The organism is Pseudomonas karstica (assembly GCF_009707515.1).
Lineage (GTDB): Bacteria > Pseudomonadota > Gammaproteobacteria > Pseudomonadales > Pseudomonadaceae > Aquipseudomonas > Aquipseudomonas karstica.
In genome coordinates this window covers 113583-133015 of sequence record NZ_WLYI01000015.1, presented here as the reverse complement: position 1 = coordinate 133015, position 19433 = coordinate 113583, and the positions used below count along the sequence as shown (strand labels likewise).

At 55.9% G+C, this 19433-nt stretch carries 17 protein-coding genes and 2 pseudogenes; 5 read left to right on the top strand and 14 right to left on the bottom strand.

Translation table 11 applies throughout. The features are described 5' to 3' along the window. Positions 1-118: 118 nt before the first annotated feature. The 9 genes from dacB to GIR22_RS12915 all read right to left on the bottom strand — a co-directional run bounded on the left by dacB (position 119) and on the right by GIR22_RS12915 (position 10458). Positions 119-1567 (bottom strand): D-alanyl-D-alanine carboxypeptidase/D-alanyl-D-alanine endopeptidase, encoded by a 1449-nt coding sequence (gene dacB / locus GIR22_RS12955; protein ID WP_154743697.1) that lies wholly within the window; start codon positions 1565-1567, stop codon positions 119-121. A gap of 74 nt (positions 1568-1641) precedes the next feature. Further along, complete coding sequence (locus GIR22_RS12950; RefSeq protein WP_154743696.1) at positions 1642-4074, bottom strand: TonB-dependent siderophore receptor; 2433 nt, start codon at positions 4072-4074, stop codon at positions 1642-1644. 154 nt (positions 4075-4228) lie between these two features. Then, on the bottom strand, positions 4229-5215 hold the full coding sequence (locus GIR22_RS12945; protein WP_178122230.1) for a FecR domain-containing protein: 987 nt from the start codon (positions 5213-5215) through the stop codon (positions 4229-4231). After that, complete coding sequence (locus GIR22_RS12940) at positions 5212-5790, bottom strand: RNA polymerase sigma factor (RefSeq protein WP_154743694.1); 579 nt, start codon at positions 5788-5790, stop codon at positions 5212-5214. The genes GIR22_RS12945 and GIR22_RS12940 overlap by 4 nt, the downstream gene beginning before the upstream one ends. A gap of 8 nt (positions 5791-5798) precedes the next feature. Beyond that, positions 5799-6125 (bottom strand): DUF3325 domain-containing protein, encoded by a 327-nt coding sequence (locus GIR22_RS12935; protein ID WP_154743693.1) that lies wholly within the window; start codon positions 6123-6125, stop codon positions 5799-5801. Further along, positions 6125-7699 carry a PepSY-associated TM helix domain-containing protein gene (locus GIR22_RS12930; RefSeq protein ID WP_154743692.1) on the bottom strand — a complete coding sequence of 525 codons (1575 nt, stop codon included), beginning with the start codon at positions 7697-7699 and terminating at the stop codon, positions 6125-6127. Before GIR22_RS12930 ends, GIR22_RS12935 begins: the two co-directional genes overlap by 1 nt. After that, positions 7696-7998 (bottom strand): DUF3649 domain-containing protein, encoded by a 303-nt coding sequence (locus tag GIR22_RS12925; protein ID WP_154743691.1) that lies wholly within the window; start codon positions 7996-7998, stop codon positions 7696-7698. The genes GIR22_RS12930 and GIR22_RS12925 overlap by 4 nt, the downstream gene beginning before the upstream one ends. Positions 7999-8886: 888 nt before the next feature. Then, complete coding sequence (locus tag GIR22_RS12920) at positions 8887-9297, bottom strand: HPF/RaiA family ribosome-associated protein (RefSeq protein WP_154743690.1); 411 nt, start codon at positions 9295-9297, stop codon at positions 8887-8889. A 213-nt stretch (positions 9298-9510) separates the two neighbouring features. After that, the gene (locus GIR22_RS12915; RefSeq protein ID WP_154743689.1) at positions 9511-10458 is read right to left on the bottom strand and encodes a LysR substrate-binding domain-containing protein; all 948 of its coding nucleotides are present in this window, start codon (positions 10456-10458) and stop codon (positions 9511-9513) included. A gap of 137 nt (positions 10459-10595) precedes the next feature. Between GIR22_RS12915 and GIR22_RS12910 the strand changes: the two genes are divergently transcribed. The 3 genes from GIR22_RS12910 to GIR22_RS12900 all read left to right on the top strand — a co-directional run bounded on the left by GIR22_RS12910 (position 10596) and on the right by GIR22_RS12900 (position 13866). Next, positions 10596-11972 (top strand): L-serine ammonia-lyase, encoded by a 1377-nt coding sequence (locus GIR22_RS12910; RefSeq protein WP_154743688.1) that lies wholly within the window; start codon positions 10596-10598, stop codon positions 11970-11972. 60 nt (positions 11973-12032) lie between these two features. Beyond that, positions 12033-13328: a serine/threonine transporter gene (locus GIR22_RS12905; RefSeq protein ID WP_154743687.1), complete on the top strand. Its 1296-nt coding sequence runs from the start codon at positions 12033-12035 to the stop codon at positions 13326-13328. A gap of 220 nt (positions 13329-13548) precedes the next feature. Continuing rightward, positions 13549-13866 (top strand): DUF3509 domain-containing protein, encoded by a 318-nt coding sequence (locus GIR22_RS12900; RefSeq protein WP_154743686.1) that lies wholly within the window; start codon positions 13549-13551, stop codon positions 13864-13866. Here the strand turns inward: GIR22_RS12900 and GIR22_RS12895 are convergent. Beyond that, positions 13863-14114: pseudogene (locus GIR22_RS12895) on the bottom strand (phosphate-starvation-inducible PsiE family protein); the annotation flags it as partial. The gene GIR22_RS12900 and the pseudogene GIR22_RS12895 sit on opposite strands and share 4 nt — an antisense overlap. A gap of 291 nt (positions 14115-14405) precedes the next feature. Between GIR22_RS12895 and GIR22_RS12890 the strand changes: the two are divergent. Then, positions 14406-15137, top strand: coding sequence for a GIY-YIG nuclease family protein (locus GIR22_RS12890; RefSeq protein ID WP_246208286.1), 732 nt, complete (start codon positions 14406-14408; stop codon positions 15135-15137). A gap of 175 nt (positions 15138-15312) precedes the next feature. Here GIR22_RS12890 and GIR22_RS12885 read toward each other — a convergent pair whose 3' ends face one another. The 4 genes and pseudogenes from GIR22_RS12885 to GIR22_RS12870 all read right to left on the bottom strand — a co-directional run. After that, positions 15313-15885 (bottom strand): SHOCT domain-containing protein, encoded by a 573-nt coding sequence (locus GIR22_RS12885; protein WP_154743683.1) that lies wholly within the window; start codon positions 15883-15885, stop codon positions 15313-15315. Between the two features lie 256 nt (positions 15886-16141). Continuing rightward, positions 16142-16591 (bottom strand): phosphate-starvation-inducible protein PsiE, encoded by a 450-nt coding sequence (locus tag GIR22_RS12880; RefSeq protein ID WP_153351264.1) that lies wholly within the window; start codon positions 16589-16591, stop codon positions 16142-16144. 55 nt (positions 16592-16646) lie between these two features. After that, a complete protein-coding gene (locus GIR22_RS12875; RefSeq protein WP_154743682.1) occupies positions 16647-18323 on the bottom strand; it encodes a trypsin-like peptidase domain-containing protein in 1677 nt (558 codons plus the stop codon). Between the two features lie 354 nt (positions 18324-18677). Beyond that, positions 18678-18920 (bottom strand): annotated as a pseudogene (locus GIR22_RS12870) (phosphate-starvation-inducible PsiE family protein); the annotation flags it as partial. Positions 18921-19169: 249 nt separating this feature from the next. Between GIR22_RS12870 and GIR22_RS12865 the strand changes: the two are divergent. Beyond that, positions 19170-19430, top strand: coding sequence for a YebG family protein (locus GIR22_RS12865; protein WP_154743681.1), 261 nt, complete (start codon positions 19170-19172; stop codon positions 19428-19430). The last annotated feature ends 3 nt before the right edge of the window (positions 19431-19433 follow it).

The following is a 19433-nucleotide window of genomic DNA, read 5'->3' as shown; positions in this document are numbered from 1 at the left end:
CAGCAGTCGCCTGGGTTTTGAAATTGCCGAAGGTCCTGCGGCCCTTATCGCAGCCTCGTGCCTCGACAGCGGCTACAAAAAACCAGGCCTTTGGGAATTGTGGCCAACGTCAGTCTCCTCATTGCGCCAACGCCGCCGCCAACCGATCTTCCAACGCCTTGATCCGCGCACCCTCGACCACGTAATTGTTGGTCACCATCGAAAATACCAACTTACGCCCTTCGGCATCGGTGATGTAACCGGTCAACGATGACACGCCGCCCATGGAGCCGGTCTTGGCATGCAGGTTGTTCTCGGCCAAGGTGCCTCGCATGCGATAACGCAAGCTGCCGCCGGTCATGCGGTCCGGGTTGCCGGCCACCGGCAAGGCGTTGTACCAGGCGTTAAACCACGGCTGCTTGCTCGCCGCCAACAACAGGTCGGTGAGGTTCTGCGACGACACCAGGTTTCGTCGCGACAAGCCAGAACCGTCCACCTGATTGAACGTCGCCGGGGCCACCCCCTGGCGCTTCAGAAAATCCGCCACCGCCGCCACACCCGCTGCCGCCGTACCGGCATTGGCGGTCTTGCGGCCCATGGCCTTGAGCAGTGCTTCAGCCATGCTGTTGTTGGAAAGTTTGAGCAGCGGCGTGAGCAGCTCCTGCAAAGGCGCCGATTCATGCACCGCCAACACCGTCGCCGTCGTCGGGCTGACACCGCCGATCACACGACGGCCCTGCACCGTAATCCCCTGTTGCGCCAAAGCCTGTGCAAACAGATTGGCCACCAATTGGGTCGGCTCCCAGACGCTGACCGCCTGCTGGCGTTGCCCGCCCGGCGCCACGGCACCACTGAGCCGCAACAGATTGCTACCGTGCTGGCGTTCGAGGCCATAACTGTTGCCCGGCCCGCTGACCGCTCGGTTGCTGATCTGCACATAATCGGTGGCTGGGCTGATCTCTACACTCACCGGCTGGCCGACAACCCTCGGTGCCTTGGCCGTGACAAGCAAGGTACCTGCGTCAAAATCCATATCAGGCGACACCGTCAACGCCGAGATCTGCGCGCCGTAGTAGGTGCTTTCATCGTCATGGGCCCAATCGACACCCAGGCGCTCGGCGTCGAACCAGGTGTCGTCGAACACCAGGTCACCCTGAACCTGGCGAATACCCTGGCTCGCCAATTGGGCAGCCAACGCCTGGTAATCTGCCCACTGAATCGTCGGATCCCCGAGGCCTCGCAGGTACAGGTTGCCATTCAGCCGCTCGCCCTGGCGGGCGCCGCTGCTCAGCAGTTGCGTGGAAAATCGATATTGCGGCCCGAGGACGTCCATCGCCGCAGCAGTGGTCAGCAGCTTGAGGCTCGAGGCCGGGACCAACCGACTGCCCGGGTTGTGCTGATAAAGCGTGCTGCCACTGCGCGCATCACGCACCAGCAGCGAGACGCTGGCACCACTCAGTGCCGGATCGGCCAGCAGGTGGTCGATGGCCTGGCGGCTGGATGTGTTCGGCGCCGTGGCGCAACCGCCCAGCAATAAGCTCAGGCTCACCCACATCGCGCCGGTGTGTATCCGTCGTCTCAACTGCATCGGTGTTGTGCCCCCGCGAAGCGATCAAAGACGACAACGCTAGCAGCTCAGACCACCAGCGTCATCGCCAAGGTTTAAAACACCAAGGTGCTGGACACCGACACCTGCCGCGCATCGCCTATGGAGACAAACGAGGTGCTGACGGCGGAGGTGTAGTAGGTACGGTCGAAGAGGTTCTTCACGTTGAGCTGGAACTTGACCTTCTGCCCATCGATTTTAGTGTCATAGGTGGCAAACGCATCAGCGACGGTGTAGCCCGGCAGGTCGAAGCTGTTGGGCGCGTCCCCCGCTCGCTCGCCGACATACCGCGCACCGGCACCTACCCGTAACTGATCGCCGCCGATGATGCTGCCCATGTCGTAGACCATCGACAGCGAGCCGGTGTTTTTCGCCACGTTTTGCAGGCGATTTCCCTGATACTTGGTGTCTTCGGTGACCACCGCGTCGGTGTAGGCATAGCTGCCAATCAGGCTCCACTGGTCGCTCAACTGGCCGCTGAGGTCCAATTCCAGGCCACGGGAGCGCACTTTGCCGGCGACGCTGTAGACCGAGGTCAGGCCTTCGCCCACCGACACCAGCACGTTGCGTTTGTCGATATTGAACAAAGCTGCACTGGCGGTAATACGCCCTGGCATGTCGAGCTTGGCCCCCAACTCCCAGGACTTGGACTCTTCCGGTTCAAGGCTGCCATCCAGCACTGTCTTGTTCGCCAGGGGTGCAATGGTGGAGTTGGGCTTGAACGATTCGGTGTAACTGCCGTAGAACGATAATTCATCTGTGTAGCGGTACACCAGGCCGACGCGCGGCACCCACTTCTGGCCGTTGCCGTCGGTGTTGGCGGTGAACGGGCGGCCCTTGCCGGCGTACTGGTCGTATTTCTGGAAACGTGCTCCGCCCACCAGGATCCACTGGTCAGTCAGGTGAATCGCGTCCTGGAAGAACAACGAGTCGCTGCGCAACAGGTCGGTCTGGTTGCTGTCCGGGGCGCTGACAGTGCTGCCGGCCACTTCCCGACCGTACACTGGGTCGGTGTAGCTGAAGGTGCTGCGGCTGGCCTGGCGAATCAGGTCAGCGCGGTAGATTTTTCGGTACTCGTCATCCAGGCCGAATACCAGGTCATGGCGCATGCCAGCCACATCGACCTTGCCCTCAAGGCTGGCCGTGGTGAAACGGTCGGTAGTCAGTGCGTCCTGGGTGCCATCCATGCTGCGGGTCAGGGTGCCGTCGGCGTTGACCTTGCTTACGCGCACCTGGCTGGCGTCGTAGGTTTCGCGGTTCCAGCTATAGCCGAAGTGGGCTTTCCAGTCATCGTTCAGGTCGTGATCGGCCTCGAAGCGGTACAGGTCGGAACGGCCCTCCATATTGTTGAACGGCTCGTCCAGGCGGCGCGTGGCCGGGATGTCCAGCGGGTGATTGGTCTTGGGATCAATGGCAGTGCCCCGGTCAAAGGGCGAGAGAAATTCGCGGTGTTCATAAGCAAACAGCAGCGTGGTGGTGTCGCCGTACCAGGCCAGGGACGGCGCAATCAAGCTTTCGCGGCGGGTGCCAAAGTTGCGCCAGTAGTCTTCATCTTCGTGATCGACGATCAGCCGATACGCCAGGCCGGTGTCCCCTATAGGCCCTGTGGTATCGAGGTTGCCACCGCTGCCGTTCTTGCCGTTACCGAAGGTCGAGCCGCGTAACGTCAGGGCGGTGGACTGGGTCAGTTGCGGTTTCTTGCTGACGATATTGACCACCCCGCCCGGGTCCTGGATGCCGTACAACAGTGACGCCGGGCCCTTGAGTACTTCGACCCGCTCCGCGGTGGAGTTCAACGACCTACCCTGCACCACCGGCATGCCATCGCGCATGATCGAACCGTTACGGTTGTCACCAAAGCCGCGCAGCATCACCGCGTCCTGGGTGCTGCCAAGGGTGTTGGACTGAGTGATCCCGCTGATGTTGGCCAAGGCATCGTCCAGATTGCGCGGCCGTTGATCACGCATGACCTGGGCTGGCACTACATTGACGGTTTGCGGGGTTTCCAGCAGCAAACCCTGGGAGCGCATCACCGAACTGGTAGGCGGTGGCTGGTAGCTGGTGGTATCCGATGGCTGAGCAACGCCACTGATAGTGGTGGCGCCCAGGCTCAAGGCTCCGTCGGTGAGCTGCGGCTCCAGGGCCAGCGTCCGGGCGTCGATCTGGCGGAAAGTAAAACCTGTGCCGGCGAGCAAACGCTGCATGGCCTGGGCCGCGCTCATCCGCCCATTGACCGCCGTAGCCGTGAGGCTATAAGGCGCTTCGTCGGTATAAACCACATTGATCCCGGTCACCCGGCTGAAATCGCTCAACGCCTGGGGCAACGGCTTGGCTGCCAGGGCAAAACTGAACACTGTGCTTTGCTGCTGCGTATCCGCCGCCTGCGCCACGCCCAGGGGCAACAACGCCAGCCCCGATACCGCCATCACCGAGGCTCCCAGCCATTGTTTAACCAACCCACCTGCCGCCGACTTTGCCCTGGACTTCATGCTTGAGAACCCGTGTAGAGAAGTACCGTTAATGCGAATAGATCGCAGTTTCAAGCACTACACGAATGGGGGATGGGTTTACCTCACGGGAATCTGAAGTATTTTCCACCGCCTTGATGAGCAAGGCTGTTGTTGTGCAGAGCGGGCGGTGCGCCTAGCGCAACACAATCACCCGGCCCAACAGTACGTGTTGCTCAAACCCCAAGACTGCTTGCAGCGCATTGAGTACCGCGTGCGGGTCCTGGCTCGCAAAGTTGCCACTGACGCGACGATTGCCGAGGTCATCGTTGAGTAGCAGGATGCGGCCAGGGTAGTAGCGGCGCAGGTCCTGGACCACTTCCGCCAAAGGCGCCTTGTAATAGTTGAGCCAGCCATCGCGCCAGGCCAGCCGTGATTCGCTGTCGACCGCGTGCAACGGATCGGCGATGCCATCGGCGTAGGCGACTTGCTGGCCGGCGGCGAGAATCTGTTGCTGCCCGCTCTTGGACGGCGTGACACCGACACGGCCGGACAGCACCGTCACCTGGGCGCCCGCCGGTTGCAGGCGCACTTCAAACTGCGTTCCCAGCACCCGCGCTTCCCCACCGCCCGCCCCCCCCACAAAGGGTTCGCCGGTGTGGCTCACGCTGAAAAATCCGGCGCCACGGCGCAGCTGGATATGGCGTTCGCCGCGACTGAAATCCACGGCGAGGGCGCTGTCTGCATCCAGGGTGACCCTGGTTTGGTCCGCCAGGGTGACGGTCTTCACCTCCCCCGGCGCCGTCACGTAATCGGCCCCGAAGTCATCGATCCAACGGGATGGCTGCCAACCGGCGCCGAGGCCCACCATCAATAGCAGGCAAGCGGCCATGGCCAAGGCACTGAACCCACGGCGCACACTTGAGCGTTTTGAACGGTCCATCGCCTGCAGGTAACCCTGCAACGCCAAGGCGTCTTCATCGGCGATTTTGCTCGCTGGCACCTCGCTTAATTCCCACAGTACCTGGGCCTTGGCGTACGCCTCGACGTGAGCCGGGTCAGCCCGCAGCCAACGACTGAAGGTGGCCTGGTCACCACTGCTGGGCTGATCGTGGAGCAGGCTCAGCCAAGCCAGTGCGGCGTGTTCCTGTTCGGGCGTCGGAGTGACGCAGGTGGTGGTCACGGTACTTTCCCTGGCGAACGTGGCGGCGTGGGTTCCCGCAGGCTGGCCTTGCAAGCCTGGAGGGCGCGCATCATATGTTTTTCCACGGCACTTTGGGACAAGCCCATGGCCTGGGCGATCTGTGCGTACTTGCGACCGTGAATGCGATTGAGCAAAAAGATCTGTCGCGTGCGCTCGGGCAAACTGCGCAAGGCGGCTTCGACATGGCGCAGGTCATTGCCGGCCTCCAGGGCTGCCTGGGGTTCGCAACTCTGGCTGCGCTGTTGTTCCGGCAGCCAGCCTTCATTGCCGCGTACCCGCGCGCCTTCACTGCGCAGGTGGTCGATGGCGATATTACCGGCGCAGCGCAACAGGTAAGTGCTGAGTTCTTCGACCTGCACCAGTGGCCGGCGCCAGAAACGCAAAAACAGGTCCTGCACCAGGTCTGCCGCCGTCGCCCGACAACCGACACGCCGGCTGACCAGTGCCTCCATCTGTGAGCGCTGGGACAAAAACACTTGCAGGAAATGCGCACGCCCACCCGCCGGCTCAGCGGGCTGGCAATCCTGGGATTCGGGTGGCGTAGTGATCATCAAGGGTGTGCTCAGAGGAGTGCGATGGCCGCAACCGGGCTGGCCAGCAGACTGGCGCCCGCCAGGATCAAGGCCAACCTTGGCCGGTACGGCAACAGCAGCACCAGCAGCAAGGCACTGCACATCAGCACCGCGCACCACTCCACCAGGCCCTGGCTCCATCCGGCGGCGCGCACCGCCGGCCAGATCGACACGCTCAGCAGCAACCAGCCGCCCAGACGCAAAGCCAATCGCTGACCGGATGACGGTTTGCTGTGCAGCAGTGCGCCATGATGGCGGTCCGTGGACAGGCACAACGTGGTAAACCCGGCGTAACACAACAGCAGCGCCAACAGCATCAGTTCACCTCACCCTTGAGGGCCAGTGCACGGGCAAGTTCGGCTTTGGGCCGGGCAACAGCGCGATGCTGCATTTTCCAGGCGGCCCAGGCGAGGAACACACCGCTACCCAGGCAGGTCAGGTCGAAACCGGCCATGGCCCAATCGCCCCGCGCCAGGGAAACCCCAAGGTGCTGGGAGGTGGTCAAGGCGTTAAGCAGCGGTATGCCGATAAACAGCAACGCTCCCAGGCTCAATTGTTCGACCCAACCCTGTCGGCCCCGACGCACGATCGCGTGCAATACGCTCAGGCCCCAGGCGATAAAGAAGCTCTGCACCTCCCAACCCGAACGCTCGGCAACCCCCACCGGAAGCAGGCGATTGGCCCAGAAGAACACGCCGATGGCGACCATCAGCCCCGACATACTGGCGATGTTCAGCACTTCCACCAGGCGCAATTCGAAGGGCATGACCCCGCTATTGACGTGTTTGAGTTGACGCTTGCCCAGCCAGATCACCAACCCGGTACCGATCATCGCCGTGCCCGCCAGGCCGCAGATAAAGTACAACCAGCGCAACACCGGGCTCGCAAAATGGCCCAGGTGCAGACCATAGAAGCTGCCACTGATCGCCATTGGCAATGACTGTTCAGTACTGACCCGCAGCTTCTCGCCGGTAACGCCGCTGAAGGAGACGGCACTGCCAAAGTCATGCACCACCCGGTCGGAACCGGCGCGCAAAACGTTGACCGAGGCATTCATATCGCCCGGATTATTCACCACCAGGCGTGCAACCTGTCCGCCGGCCCACTGCTCGCGTGCTTGCTCGTACATCGGCCCCAAGGGCAACAACTGCCCAGGCTGCCCCAGGGCCGGTGCATTGTTGGTGGCCGGGAACACATCATTGAAGAACGCCCGGGTGTCACCTCCATAGGAAGCCAGAATGCTCGCGGGCATCACCAGGCTCATGAAGATCACCAGGCTGCTGTAGGTGATCATCAAGTGAAATGGCAGTACCAGCACTCCCACCGCGTTGTGCCCGTCGAGCCAGGAACGCTGGCCCTTGCGCGGGCGGAAGGTGAAGAAATCCTTGAAGATTTTCTTGTGGGTGATGATCCCGCTGATCAACGCGATAAACATCACCATCGCCGCGGTGGTCGACAGCCAGCGGCCCCAGGGATGAGGCATCTGCAACTGGAAGTGGAAGCGGTAGAAGAACTCGCCCCCCATGCTTTCCCGGGCCTGGACCTCATTACCGGTGAGCGAGTCGAGTCGTTTGCGGATGAAATTGCCGCGTTTGCCGGGGTCGATCTTGTCTTGCCACATCACTGTCAGGCCCGGCTCGCGGCTGTCGGGCAACGTGATAAACCAGCGAGCGGCAGTGGGTGCCTGTTGTTGCAGATACGTCTGGGCCATCGCCAGGCTGCGGGCGTTGTCCAGTGGATGGGCCTGCACTTCGGGCTGCATCCAGTGAGTAATTTCGCTCTTGAAATACGACAAGGTTCCCGTCAGGAAAATCGCGAACAGTAGCCAGCCGAAAATCAACCCGGCCCATGTGTGCAGCCAGGCCATGGCCTGGCGAAAGCCTTCTTTCATGGTCGGGCCATCCAGTAAGCGAGGCCCGCCAACGTCGCCAGCACCGCACTGGGCACCAACACCCCAAACCAGGCACGCCACGCACTGCGGCAGGCGAAACACCAGATCACCGCCAGCAGGTAAAATATAAAGGAACTCATCATTGCGCTGACGACCGCATCGGCCCGTGCAATGGGCAACCACAACGCCATGCAGACACTGGCCAGGGACGCCAGCAAATAGCCGCCCAGGACAGCCGCCAGCGCTCGCGATGTCACCGCAAGGCGATAAGAAACAGGAAGTGAGGTTTTGCTTTTCATGCAGGAAGCGCCTGGGTCATCAGGGCACAATATTAATGATAAATATTCTCATAAGCAAAAGAGAAGAAATCCATCGACATTCCAACGCTCCGCCGCTGATTGCTGAATGCCATCTTTCGCCACTACAAGCAACCAGTTCGCCGCCTACGCCAATGGCCAGGAGATCGGCGGCCCCTGTAGCCGCTGTCGAGGCACGAGGCTGCGATAAGGGCCGCAGGACCTTCAGCAATTTCAAGGCCCCGGCGACTGCTACGCAGCCGATCGCAGGCTACGCCAGCGGCTACAGTTGATCGGTGATCGGCCTTTGTAGCCGCTGTCGAGGCACGAGGCTGCGATAAGGGCCGCAGGACCTTCAGCAATTTCAAAACCCAAACGACTGCTGCGCAGCCGATCGCAGGCTGCGCCAGCGGCTACAGGTGATCGGTGATCGGCTTTTGTAGCCGCTGTCGAGGCACGAGGCTGCGATAAGGGCCGCAGGACCTTCAGCAATTTCAAGGCCCCGGCGACTGCTGCGCAGCCGATCGCAGGCTACGCCAGCGGCTACAGTTGACCGGTGATCGGCTTTTGTAGCCGCTGTCGAGGCACGAGGCTGCGATAAGGGCCGAAGGACCTTCAGCAATTTCAAAACCCAAACGACTGCTGCGCAGCCGATCGCAGGCTGCGCCAGCGGCTACAGGTGATCGGTGATCGGTGATCGGTGATCGGCCTTTGTAGCCGCTGTCGAGGTACGAGGCTGCGATAAGGGCCGCAGGACCTTCAGCAATTTCAAGGCCCCGGCGACTGCTGCGCAGCCGATCGCAGGCTACGCCAGCGGCTACAACCTAGGAACGAAAACGGGCCTGCATCTGCAGGCCCGTTTTCAGTTGGGGTTGAAAAAGCTGTCAGCTATCAGCCGTTAAGCGCAGCTTGTTCGTTTTCCAAAAATTCCTCTTCAAGCTCAGCCTCGTCAGCCTTGGTATTCGGCAGGCCCTGGCCAGCGGCGCGCGGCTTGCCACGCAGTTTGCCGTACAAGTGCTCCAGCGCATGCTCCAGCTTGGTGGCCGCGCCATCGATCGCCTGTTCCAGCGTATCGGCTTTATGGCAAACCGAAACCGGTTGATGGCCCTTTGGCCGTGCTTCCAGTCGGCAACTTAAATCGTGGGGGCCGGGCTTATCGCCGTTCTCGTCCCGCAGGTAAACTTCAACGCGGGTCAGATCCTCTTCATATCGTTCGAGCGTGCTTTCAATGGTCGTACGTACCCACTCCTCCAGTCGGATGCTGCTTTCAATATGGTTATCGCTATTGACTTGGATTTGCATAGTTCTTCCCTTATTTCAGCTAGCTCGCGAGAGGCCATTACCGATTCGCCAGGGGGGCGAAAACCATAGCCTCTTGTCTACACAATTGGGCAGGCCGAGAAACAATTCAAGCCCTGCGCAAAGATAAATCCCACATTACAAATTAAGCCTGACAACCACCGAAAGCGCTGTTATCGTCGGGAGTTAGTTACACCTTCCTACGCGCTAAAACCCTTACAATTTCCCCTCTCCCAACGGATGCAATCCGCGGAAGATCACCGCCTCCTCCACCAGCCAGTCATGCACCGCTCGCACGCCCGGATGGCTTAGCGCGCCTGGCGCGTACAGCAACACATAACGCTTGTGATTGGGCACGGCCAGGCCGAAAGGTACGATCAAGGTGCCACGTTCCAGTTCATCATTGAGCAGGGTGCGCCGGGCAATCGCCACGCCCATGCCGGCAATGGCCGCTTCGATGGTCAGGTGATTGCGGTTGAACGTATGCCCACGACGCACGCCCTCTGCGTCATAGCCGATGGCATTCAGGTAGAACTCCCACTCCGCATACTCATAACTCCCACGCCAAGCTGTGATGTCGTGCAGCAACGGGAAATGCACCAAATCTGCAGGACCATGAAGCGGCGGTCGCCCTCGCAGCAAGCTCGGCGCGCACACCGGGAAGATCTGCTCATCGAGCAAGGCTGTGGATAACAAACCGGGGTAGCTGCCATCATTGAGGTCGATGGCCAGGTCAAAGTCACCCTCGTGCAGCGCCACGCTGCTGTCTTCAGCCACCAGGCGCAGTTGGATATCCGGAAAGCGCTGCTGCAAACGGGGCAAGCGCGGGGTCAGCCACTTGCCCAGAAACGAAGGAATCGAGCGCAGGCGCAAGGTACCACTGATCATTCCGGCGTCCAGGCGCTGCAACTCGGCATCGATGCTGCCGTAAGCCTCACCCACGGTAATCGCCAACCGCTGGCCTTCAGCACTCAACTCCACCCCTCGCGCCCGTCGATGAAACAGACGAAAGCCCAGGCGCTCCTCCAACTGACGAATCTGTTGGCTGACCGCACCCGGCGTGATGTGCAGCTCTTCGGCGCAACGGGTGAACGACAAGTGCCGTGCGGCGCAGGAAAACACGTGCAACCAAACGTAGGTCTGGCCATGCAGTAGGCGACTCATAGGGTTTAGTCCTGCTAAAGGGTGTCTTAGGATAATTCGTTGGTCAGGGCAGATCCAGAGGATCAGTATCGCGCCAACTGCGCTTGTCCTACAAAACATGGCAGCGATTCTTACTCCATTGCCTGTAAGGCTTTAGCATGGCTATCAGTGTTTTCGATCTATTCAAGGTGGGTATCGGCCCGTCCAGCTCCCACACCGTCGGCCCGATGCGGGCGGCGGCGACCTTCGCCCAGGCCCTGGTTGACCAGCAATTGCTGGGTGACACTCTGCGCGTAGAGGTCCGCCTGTATGGCTCCTTGTCCGCCACAGGTGTAGGCCATGCCACTGACCGTGCGTGCGTCATGGGCTTGATGGGCGAATGGCCAGACAGCGTCGACCCCACCAGCATCGGCCCGCGCATCCAGCAGTTGCGTGAGTCCGGGCAATTGCTGCTGGCAGGCTCTGCGCCGATTGCCTTCAACTGGCAACGCGACCTCCTGCTGCTGAACGAAAGCCTGCCCTACCATCCCAACGCCATGTCCCTGCACGCTTATGGGGAAAACAGCCTGCTGATCGAGCAGACCTATTACTCGGTGGGCGGTGGTTTCATCATCGAAGCCGCCGAAGCCGAGTCAGGCATTGCGCCAGCCAGTGATGTACAACTGCCTTACGACTTTTCCAGCGCCGCCGAGCTGTTAAGCCTGTGTAACAAGCACGGCCTGCGGGTTTCGGAACTGATGATGGCCAACGAGCGGGCCTGGCGCAGCGATGCCGAGATTCGTCACGGCCTGCTGCATATCTGGTCGGTGATGCGTGCATGCGTCGAGCAGGGCCTGAGGGATGAGGGCATTTTGCCGGGCGGCCTGGATGTGCCACGGCGAGCAGCGAAACTGCACCGCAGCCTGTTGGAAATCGGCAAACCCAATGTCATCACCTCGACCTTGTCGGCCATGGAATGGGTCAACCTGTTCGCCCTGGCGGTCAACGAAGAGAACGCCGCCGGTGGGCGCATGGTCACCGCGCCGACCAATGGCGCGGCGGGAATCATTCCGGCGGTGCTGCACTACTACATGAAGTTCAACGCCGATGCGTCTGATGATGACGTAGTCAATTTCTTTCTGGCAGCGGCGGCCGTCGGCATTCTCTGCAAGAAAAACGCCTCGATCTCCGGCGCAGAGGTCGGCTGCCAGGGCGAAGTCGGCTCCGCCTGTGCCATGGCCGCTGCAGGCCTGGCCGATATTCTCGGTGCTACTCCCGAGCAACTGGAAAACGCCGCCGAAATTGGCCTGGAACACAACCTTGGCCTGACCTGCGACCCAGTGGGCGGCCTGGTCCAGGTGCCGTGCATCGAGCGCAACGCCATTGCCGCCGTCAAAGCCATCAATGCCACGCAAATGGCCCTGCGCGGCGACGGCAAACACTTCATCTCCCTGGACCGGGTGATCCGCACCATGCGCGATACCGGCGCCGACATGCACGACAAATACAAAGAGACTTCACGGGGCGGCCTGGCCGTCAGCTGGGTGGAATGCTGAGGAGCATTCGCTAACCGCACCAACGTGAGCCCGCGCAAAAACAATAACGAGGCAATATCGATGACCGATGTACGTACACCTGCTGCCGAAAATCCTGCTGTAGACCTGCCGTCAACCACCGTTACAAAAGGCTGGAACAAACACGACACCACCTGGATGCTCGGCCTCTACGGCACGGCCATCGGCGCTGGCACTTTGTTCTTGCCAATCAATGCTGGCGTGGGCGGCTTCTGGCCGTTGATCGTGCTGGCGCTGCTGGCCTTTCCGATGACTTTCTTCGCCCACCGTGGGCTGACGCGTTTTGTGTTGTCAGGCAAGTCCGGCAACATCACCGAAGTGGTGGAAGAACATTTCGGCATCGGCGCCGGCAAACTGATCACCCTCCTGTATTTCTTCGCAATTTTCCCGATTCTGCTGGTGTACAGCGTAGCGCTGACCAACACCCTCGGCAGCTTCATGGAACACCAACTGCACATGGCCCCGCCGCCCCGGGCGATCCTGTCCCTGGTGCTGATCCTCGGCCTGATGGCCATCGTGCGCTGCGGCCAGAACGTGATCGTCAAGGCCATGAGTGTGCTGGTCTATCCATTCGTCGCCGCCTTGCTGTTGCTGGGCGTGAGCCTGATTCCCAACTGGAACGGCGCATTCTTTGCCTCTGCCAGTGAAGGCATGCCACTGCCACTGTTCTTCAAGACCCTGTGGCTGGCGATCCCGGTGATGGTGTTTTCCTTCAACCATTCGCCGATCATCTCTGCCTTCGCCGTCGACCAGAAACGCGTCTACGGTCCCCAGGCCGAACGCAAAAGCAGCGGCATCCTGGCCATGGCCCACAGCATGATGGTGCTGACAGTGATGTTTTTCTGCTTCAGTTGCGTACTGGCCTTGTCGCCTGCTGACTTGGCGGCAGCCAAGGAACAGAACATCTCGATCCTGTCCTACCTGGCGAATCACTTCCAGACCCCGGTCATTGCCTACGCCGCGCCGTTGATCGCGCTGGTGGCAATCACCAAATCGTTCCTGGGCCATTACATTGGCGCCAGCGAAGGCTTCCAGGGCCTGATCGTCAAATCCCTGCACAGCCGCAATCGCTCGATGTCGGCGCGCTGGCTGGAACGCTGCACCGCGTTGTTCATGGTCCTGACCTGCTGGGCAGTGGCCACGTTCAATCCGAGCATCCTGGGCATGATCGAAACCCTGGGCGGGCCGATCATCGCCTGCCTGCTGTTCCTGATGCCGATGTATGCCATTCGCCGAGTGCCATCCTTGCGCCAGTACTCGAACCAGGCATCGAACGTGTTTGTGGTGTTGGTCGGGCTGATTGCGCTGTCTGCGATCGTTTTTTCGTTCATGCCCTGAAACGGCACACCCACAAAAAGGCGGACCTCTGAGTCCGCCTTTTTTATGCCCCGCAATATCGAGGCGGCGTCCTATACGGCACGCCCCTTGCTGTACAAACCTTGAGGCAAACGGACCTTGTGAAAACCTCAGCGAGCGAATGGCCGGTGGTCAGGAAATGCGAACTAATCCCGACACTGGTCGTCAATGACTGCATGCTTTTATCAGGCGGTAACGCACCATGGACAATCCTTTTCAAGTCATCACCGATACCTTCAGCCCGCAATACCGGGTCAACCTGAGCATTCAACGGCTGGATGGCAGCATCATGCTGACCCTTTCCAACGATGACGGCGTGGTCGCCAAACGCATGATCAGCGCCCAGCAACGTAACGACCCGCAACGCCTCAGGCGCCTGGTGCAAAGCGTGCAATTTGGCATCGCCATCGAGCACGGCCACAGCGCCATGGAAATCCTCGCGCTGATGACCGACGACGACAACCACAAACTCCTGCAACGGTCGCCCGACAGCCGACCGTCGTTGAGCGCCGGGCTTTAGAGCTCGCCCTTCTCTGTATCACGGCTCGTTTCGCCCTTGCGACGCGGGCCTTCGACCTTCACCGACGGAAACGCCGACGACGCATAACGCACCACCAGAATCGCAAAGGCCAGCAGCAGAATCCCACCGCACAGGTAGATGATGCCGATGTCCGGCGGGTTGTGGTGGGAAACGTTGGAGATCAACAAGCGAGTCAGTGCGGTGATCGCCACATAGATCAGGAACCGCACTGGCATGTGGTTGGTCTTGACGATTTAGCCGGGAATTTTTCAAAAAAAATTTAGTATTTTTCGATCATATTAATTTTCCGAAACTACGGGGCAGGTGGAGTCAGATGACGAGGCTGAACTGAACCCTAGACCTTTAATTCAATCCTTGACACATTGCGCCCTACGTGAAAGAAAACTGACGATTGCGGCTCATAAAATTGCCAAGGCCATATTCCAATGCTAATACAGCTTCTCACAAGCCTTCTGCCCACACTCACCCCGAAGAATACTAAAGTCCACTTGGCTCAACATAATGGGTTAGAACACCCTATGGATGTGTACCTAGAAGGTGGTTTTGATAAGTGGCAATCGTGGCAAACTCGTAAGAATTTTGAATGTCAGTACGTCATAGGACTGGTGGAGTTACCCGGCACGAAGAGGTGGCTGCTAGCTGGCGTTTACGACTCGCTAAAAGCCTGTGAAATGAAGGGTGTGAAGGAGAATCGTGAATACTTGTACGACTACCGCCGAGTTCCAGAATTCGCAGAGCTTGATGGACGCTTGATTCTCGACTACACCAAGCCACGGGCTAATTATCTCTATCTCGAGACGTGCCTGAAAAGCATGGTAGTTTCCTCGATTCTTGAAAAACCAATGACAGTCGGAAAATTCCCCGGATTCAAAGAGGTGGACGTTAGCCATCGCGAACTGAAAATTATTGTTAATCAGAGTCTCGAATCTTGGCAAACGGCGCTGTCGAGCGTGGCAGGTGTGTATCTCGTCTCAGACAGAACAGATGGTGAACACCAGCTTTATGTGGGCTCTGCCACTGGCACAGGAGGATTGTGGGATAGATGGGCCACGTACTCGAAAAATGGACACGGTGAAAACAAACGCATTCGCGAACTTCACAAAACGCGTGGTGAAAACTTCGCAGAAAACTTTAGATTCAGCATTTTAGAAATTGCCGACAAGCACACAGGCACGGAAGAAATGATGCTCAAAGAAATCCATTGGAAGCGCAGACTATTAACTAGGGATAGTGGATTGAACGGAAACTGAACCACTTAAAACTCTGACTTATTTTGGAAAAAATTAAGAAAATCCGCCCCACACTAAAGACTTTTCCAAAAAACCGAACTACTCGTAAATAAAATATTCAAAATAACAACCTTGAAGAGTGTTTTAGCTAACACACCTAGAAGCCCACCAGGCAGGCGGGCTCTAGCTGAATTATTCATTCCCTATGCAGAAGCTTCTTGCGAGCGTCATTGAATTCCTGCTCGGAGATATGCCCATCCTCTTTCAACTTCGCCCACTTTATCAACTCATCCGCAACAGAGAAAGATTTCAGGCGTTCACCTTTGATGATATCTATTTCAGCTTCTTTATTCTTAGCTTTACTAGAAAATACACCATTTAGCTCAACCCACCCTTTATGTGCAGCAAGTGGTTCAAAAAGAAGCTTTGTAAGTGCAACTTTATAACCAAAAAAAATCGCCGCAACGATGGAAAAATTCTGCATCAGCTCAGCCGCATAACGGCTTTGATATGAATTGGACTTATCCCAAGTCATGGCGTTCCACGCAACGACACCAGCGCAAATTAAAAAACCAATCCACATGTAAATTGCTGCACCACGAACAGCCATATCGACATATGAAAAGTCTTTATTTCTACGAAGCATGATAAAGCCTATTATCAAGAACAAAATAGGCAGTATCCCCACGAAAAATAGCGTAGGAATCATGAGAAGGATAAATAGCAAAATTTTGCCATGTTCAGCGCTTGATAGCGGTGTATTACTCATTGGAAAACCCCTATTAGTGAACCAATCTTAATTATGCTGTGCAGATTAGCATCCTGACAAGAAAGAAAATTTAACCATTTTCAATATTGCACTCCATATGCGCCCACCTTGAGGCCTCTTATATAACTATTAAATTTTCAACCTCTACCTTCACTGCCTGCCACAATCAAGCATCTAAAAACCCATAAACACAAGTAACTAAACTCAACAACTCACTCCGCAAAGTCCTTTTTAAAGCTCGCATACATTTTAAAATTCAACTATCCACCTTATCTCTAACAGATGGAAATTTAGAAGATGAGAACCTAACTACCAGAATGGAAAATGCCAAAAGCAATACACCGCCACAAACGTAGATAATCCCAAGGTCTGGCGCGTTGTGATGAGAGACGTCGCTAATCAAAAGCCTAATCAATGCTGTAACTCCGATATACAGCAAAAACCGCAAAGGCATGTGATTTGTTCTAAAATAAATCCCGCTCATCGCTAACAGTTCTAGGTAGATGAAAAGCAGCAATATATCATCAATACTTATTTTTTCCTGCCCAAGCATTCCAATAAAAGCGCTAATTGCAGCCCACACCGTAATTGCTGCAATGCCAAACAGAGCTAAGTAATGAAAAGCTTCGACGACCAAATTCCCAATTGAATCAGCCCCACTGTGAAGGTTCTTGCGCAGCCGTTCCGCCCATTTAATATCTGTCATAAAATCATTGCCTCTTGTAAATAAAGTATTCAGAATTTGCTTTATTATATAATAATCATGCAAGAGCTTGTTCATTAGCCGCTACGACCAAATCCTGGAGTACCTTTTTCAACTCTGAAATGCAGACAAAACGGCTATGGTCATTGAAGCCCCCACCATCATTCCCACTAGTAACAACCCCAATCAAGTCACCATCATCATTTAAAGCTGGCCCTCCGCTATTACCAGAATAAAGTTCCTTATCTATTTGGCAAAACGTCACAGCAGATATAGCAAATTTATTACGAACGGATACTTTTTGGCGCCCTACATGGGTAGCACCAAGTTTATCATTGGGAAATCCTAAAATATCCACCCCATCGCCAATATCAGCAATGGTTTCAGACATATCAAAGTACGGCAAAATCGCCAAAGCAGGCTCTACAATTTTTAAAACAGCCAAATCCCTATTGTCGTCACAGACAATGACGGAAGCCTTATATACTTCTCCGCGTTTCGACACACGACACAAACTTATATCGTTAGCGATGCCCCCTTTCAGCTTGACTACATGCGCACAGGTTATTATGTAACCTCCTTTTATTGCGAATCCAGTTCCTTGAGAACAGTCAAACTCTTCAGCAGTGGATAACTCTGATTCTATTACCCAGCACCTTTCATCGTACCACTTACTATATCGCCTAGACTCAAGACCACGGACACTTTTAGATTTACCCAGAGGAACCTTGTAATCTATCTCCAAAAGATTAAATTTCTTTGCCAGCCGTTTATATACAACGCTATCCACGGTGACAACTTGCTTAATAAACAGCAAGCGACCTTGGAGATGCGCATCTAACATTACGGAAGAATCTTTTACTTTACTCTTAAATTTTTCTCGAGCAAGAGCAAGCCCATCAGTTGAAATAGAGTGAATCATTGCACTCGTCTTGCGGATATATTGCCTATCAACATTAACTTTTTTATTTACAACCAGCCCAGTAACTACCTGGCGTTCGTATCGACCTTGCAGCCTAACTTTAGACTCATTTATTTTGAATCCCGATCTTAGAATAATCGACTCCAATGCTTGACCAGTTTGGCATTGATAATGATTATGTAAACCATCGCTCTTGACTGTCTCTACAATATCTTCCGAAATAAATTGCAGATTGTCGTAAAACGAAAAGCTAATATCATCCGCATATCTGCTATATTCTGCCCTATGCGCCTTGGCCAAACTTAATAGCTGTCGGTCCATAGAGCTACAGACCATATTAGATAAAATAGGAGAGCAAGGTGAGCCTTGCGGCAGGAATCCATGCACGGTAGCTAAATGCGCAATTACAGTCGCCACACTTGGTTGTAAAGCGTAAGGCTTGGCAATTAGCAAACCTCTGACGCGAGCAAATGTAATAGTAGTAAAAAAATCTTCCAAATCAATATTGAGTACAAACTTTTTACGTGTATGGCTTTTGGCGTTAGTAACTATGGACCTATCTTTTACAAAAGCATTAACCTGTTTTTTGGAAACATACACACCTTCAAGAAGCAATTTTAAACGGCGCTGCAAAGTTTTCAGCCTTTCTTCAGGCGACATTATTTTGCGCTTTCCACCGCTCTTTTTATCTATTTCAAACGTGGAGTAATAGGCAGAAGTATTTGGTTTATAATAAAAATGCTTTATTTTTATATAGCTCGTACCTAACAAGCTAGCAAGTCCATCGACACTCAAAGTCGAGTCTAGTTTCAAAATGCATCCCTCGCCTGCGTTTCACCCTATAGACTCATAGGTATCATCGTAAAGCCAATGGAACCACTGGCTGTTGCTTCTAGCATTGCTGAATCGGGTCGCATTTGAACAACCCAGTTTAATCGTAGGCAAGGGATGCACGGCGAGGCTACCGGTAACAACCCCCCTTACGCAATAGCTGAAAGCCATCATGCGTGCATAGCCCGTGTTGAGCCTGTAACAAAAATTTACCGAGCCGATATCGTATGGCACGGGTTAGCCTTTGAGCTTCGCCTATACAAGCAAAAACCTAGAATGAGCAGGGCTTTCGGTCGTTTGTCGTCCGAAATAAAAAATGTTAGTAACGTATACCTTCGTCTTGAAGTAAATCCCGACCATCGCCCCCAATTCCAGATAGATGAACAACAGCAAGATGTCATCGATCTTGATGTGCCCCGTTTCGAGCATCCCCAAAAACTCCATCACCGCCGCCCAGGCCGTCACCGCACCAATGGCGAACAACGCCAGGTAGTGGAACGATTCGACGAACAGATTGCCCAGGGATTCGGCCAGTTGGTGCACATTCTGGCGCAGCTTTTCGGCCCAGTTGATTTTCACGATGATGTTTCCTTAGGTCGACTCGACCGGATGATGCGGGTTGGATGTGACGGTTTTTCTGCATGCAGAAAAAAGGCCAGGGACTGGGAGTGAGATGATGGCTGGATGATACGAGGCACTGCAAACCGCCATTTTCCAACTACATTAAAAAGCGGCTACCCAAACCCCGTGGATTGGCTTATCCTTTTAGCTGTATATAAATACAGTGTCCGTAAAAGACAACTATCGTGAAGGCATGTGAGGTGGTGAATGGCCGTCGAAGTGGTATACCGCAGCAGCCGAGATCTGGAGCGTTTGTTCATGGATAAAGCCGAAGCTGACCGTCATGACAAAATGCTTGAACTCGCTGAGTTACTGGCAGAAGTGTTGCAAAAAGCCGTGCCGTCCCTGAGCGAGCAGCAGGTGGAGGAAGCCGGGATCTACATGGCGAAGAACCGCGATGTGTTTGCCAAGGCGTTCAAGAGCCAACCGGATGCGTTGTCCGAGTTGCTGAACCCGTCGGCGGAATAAAGC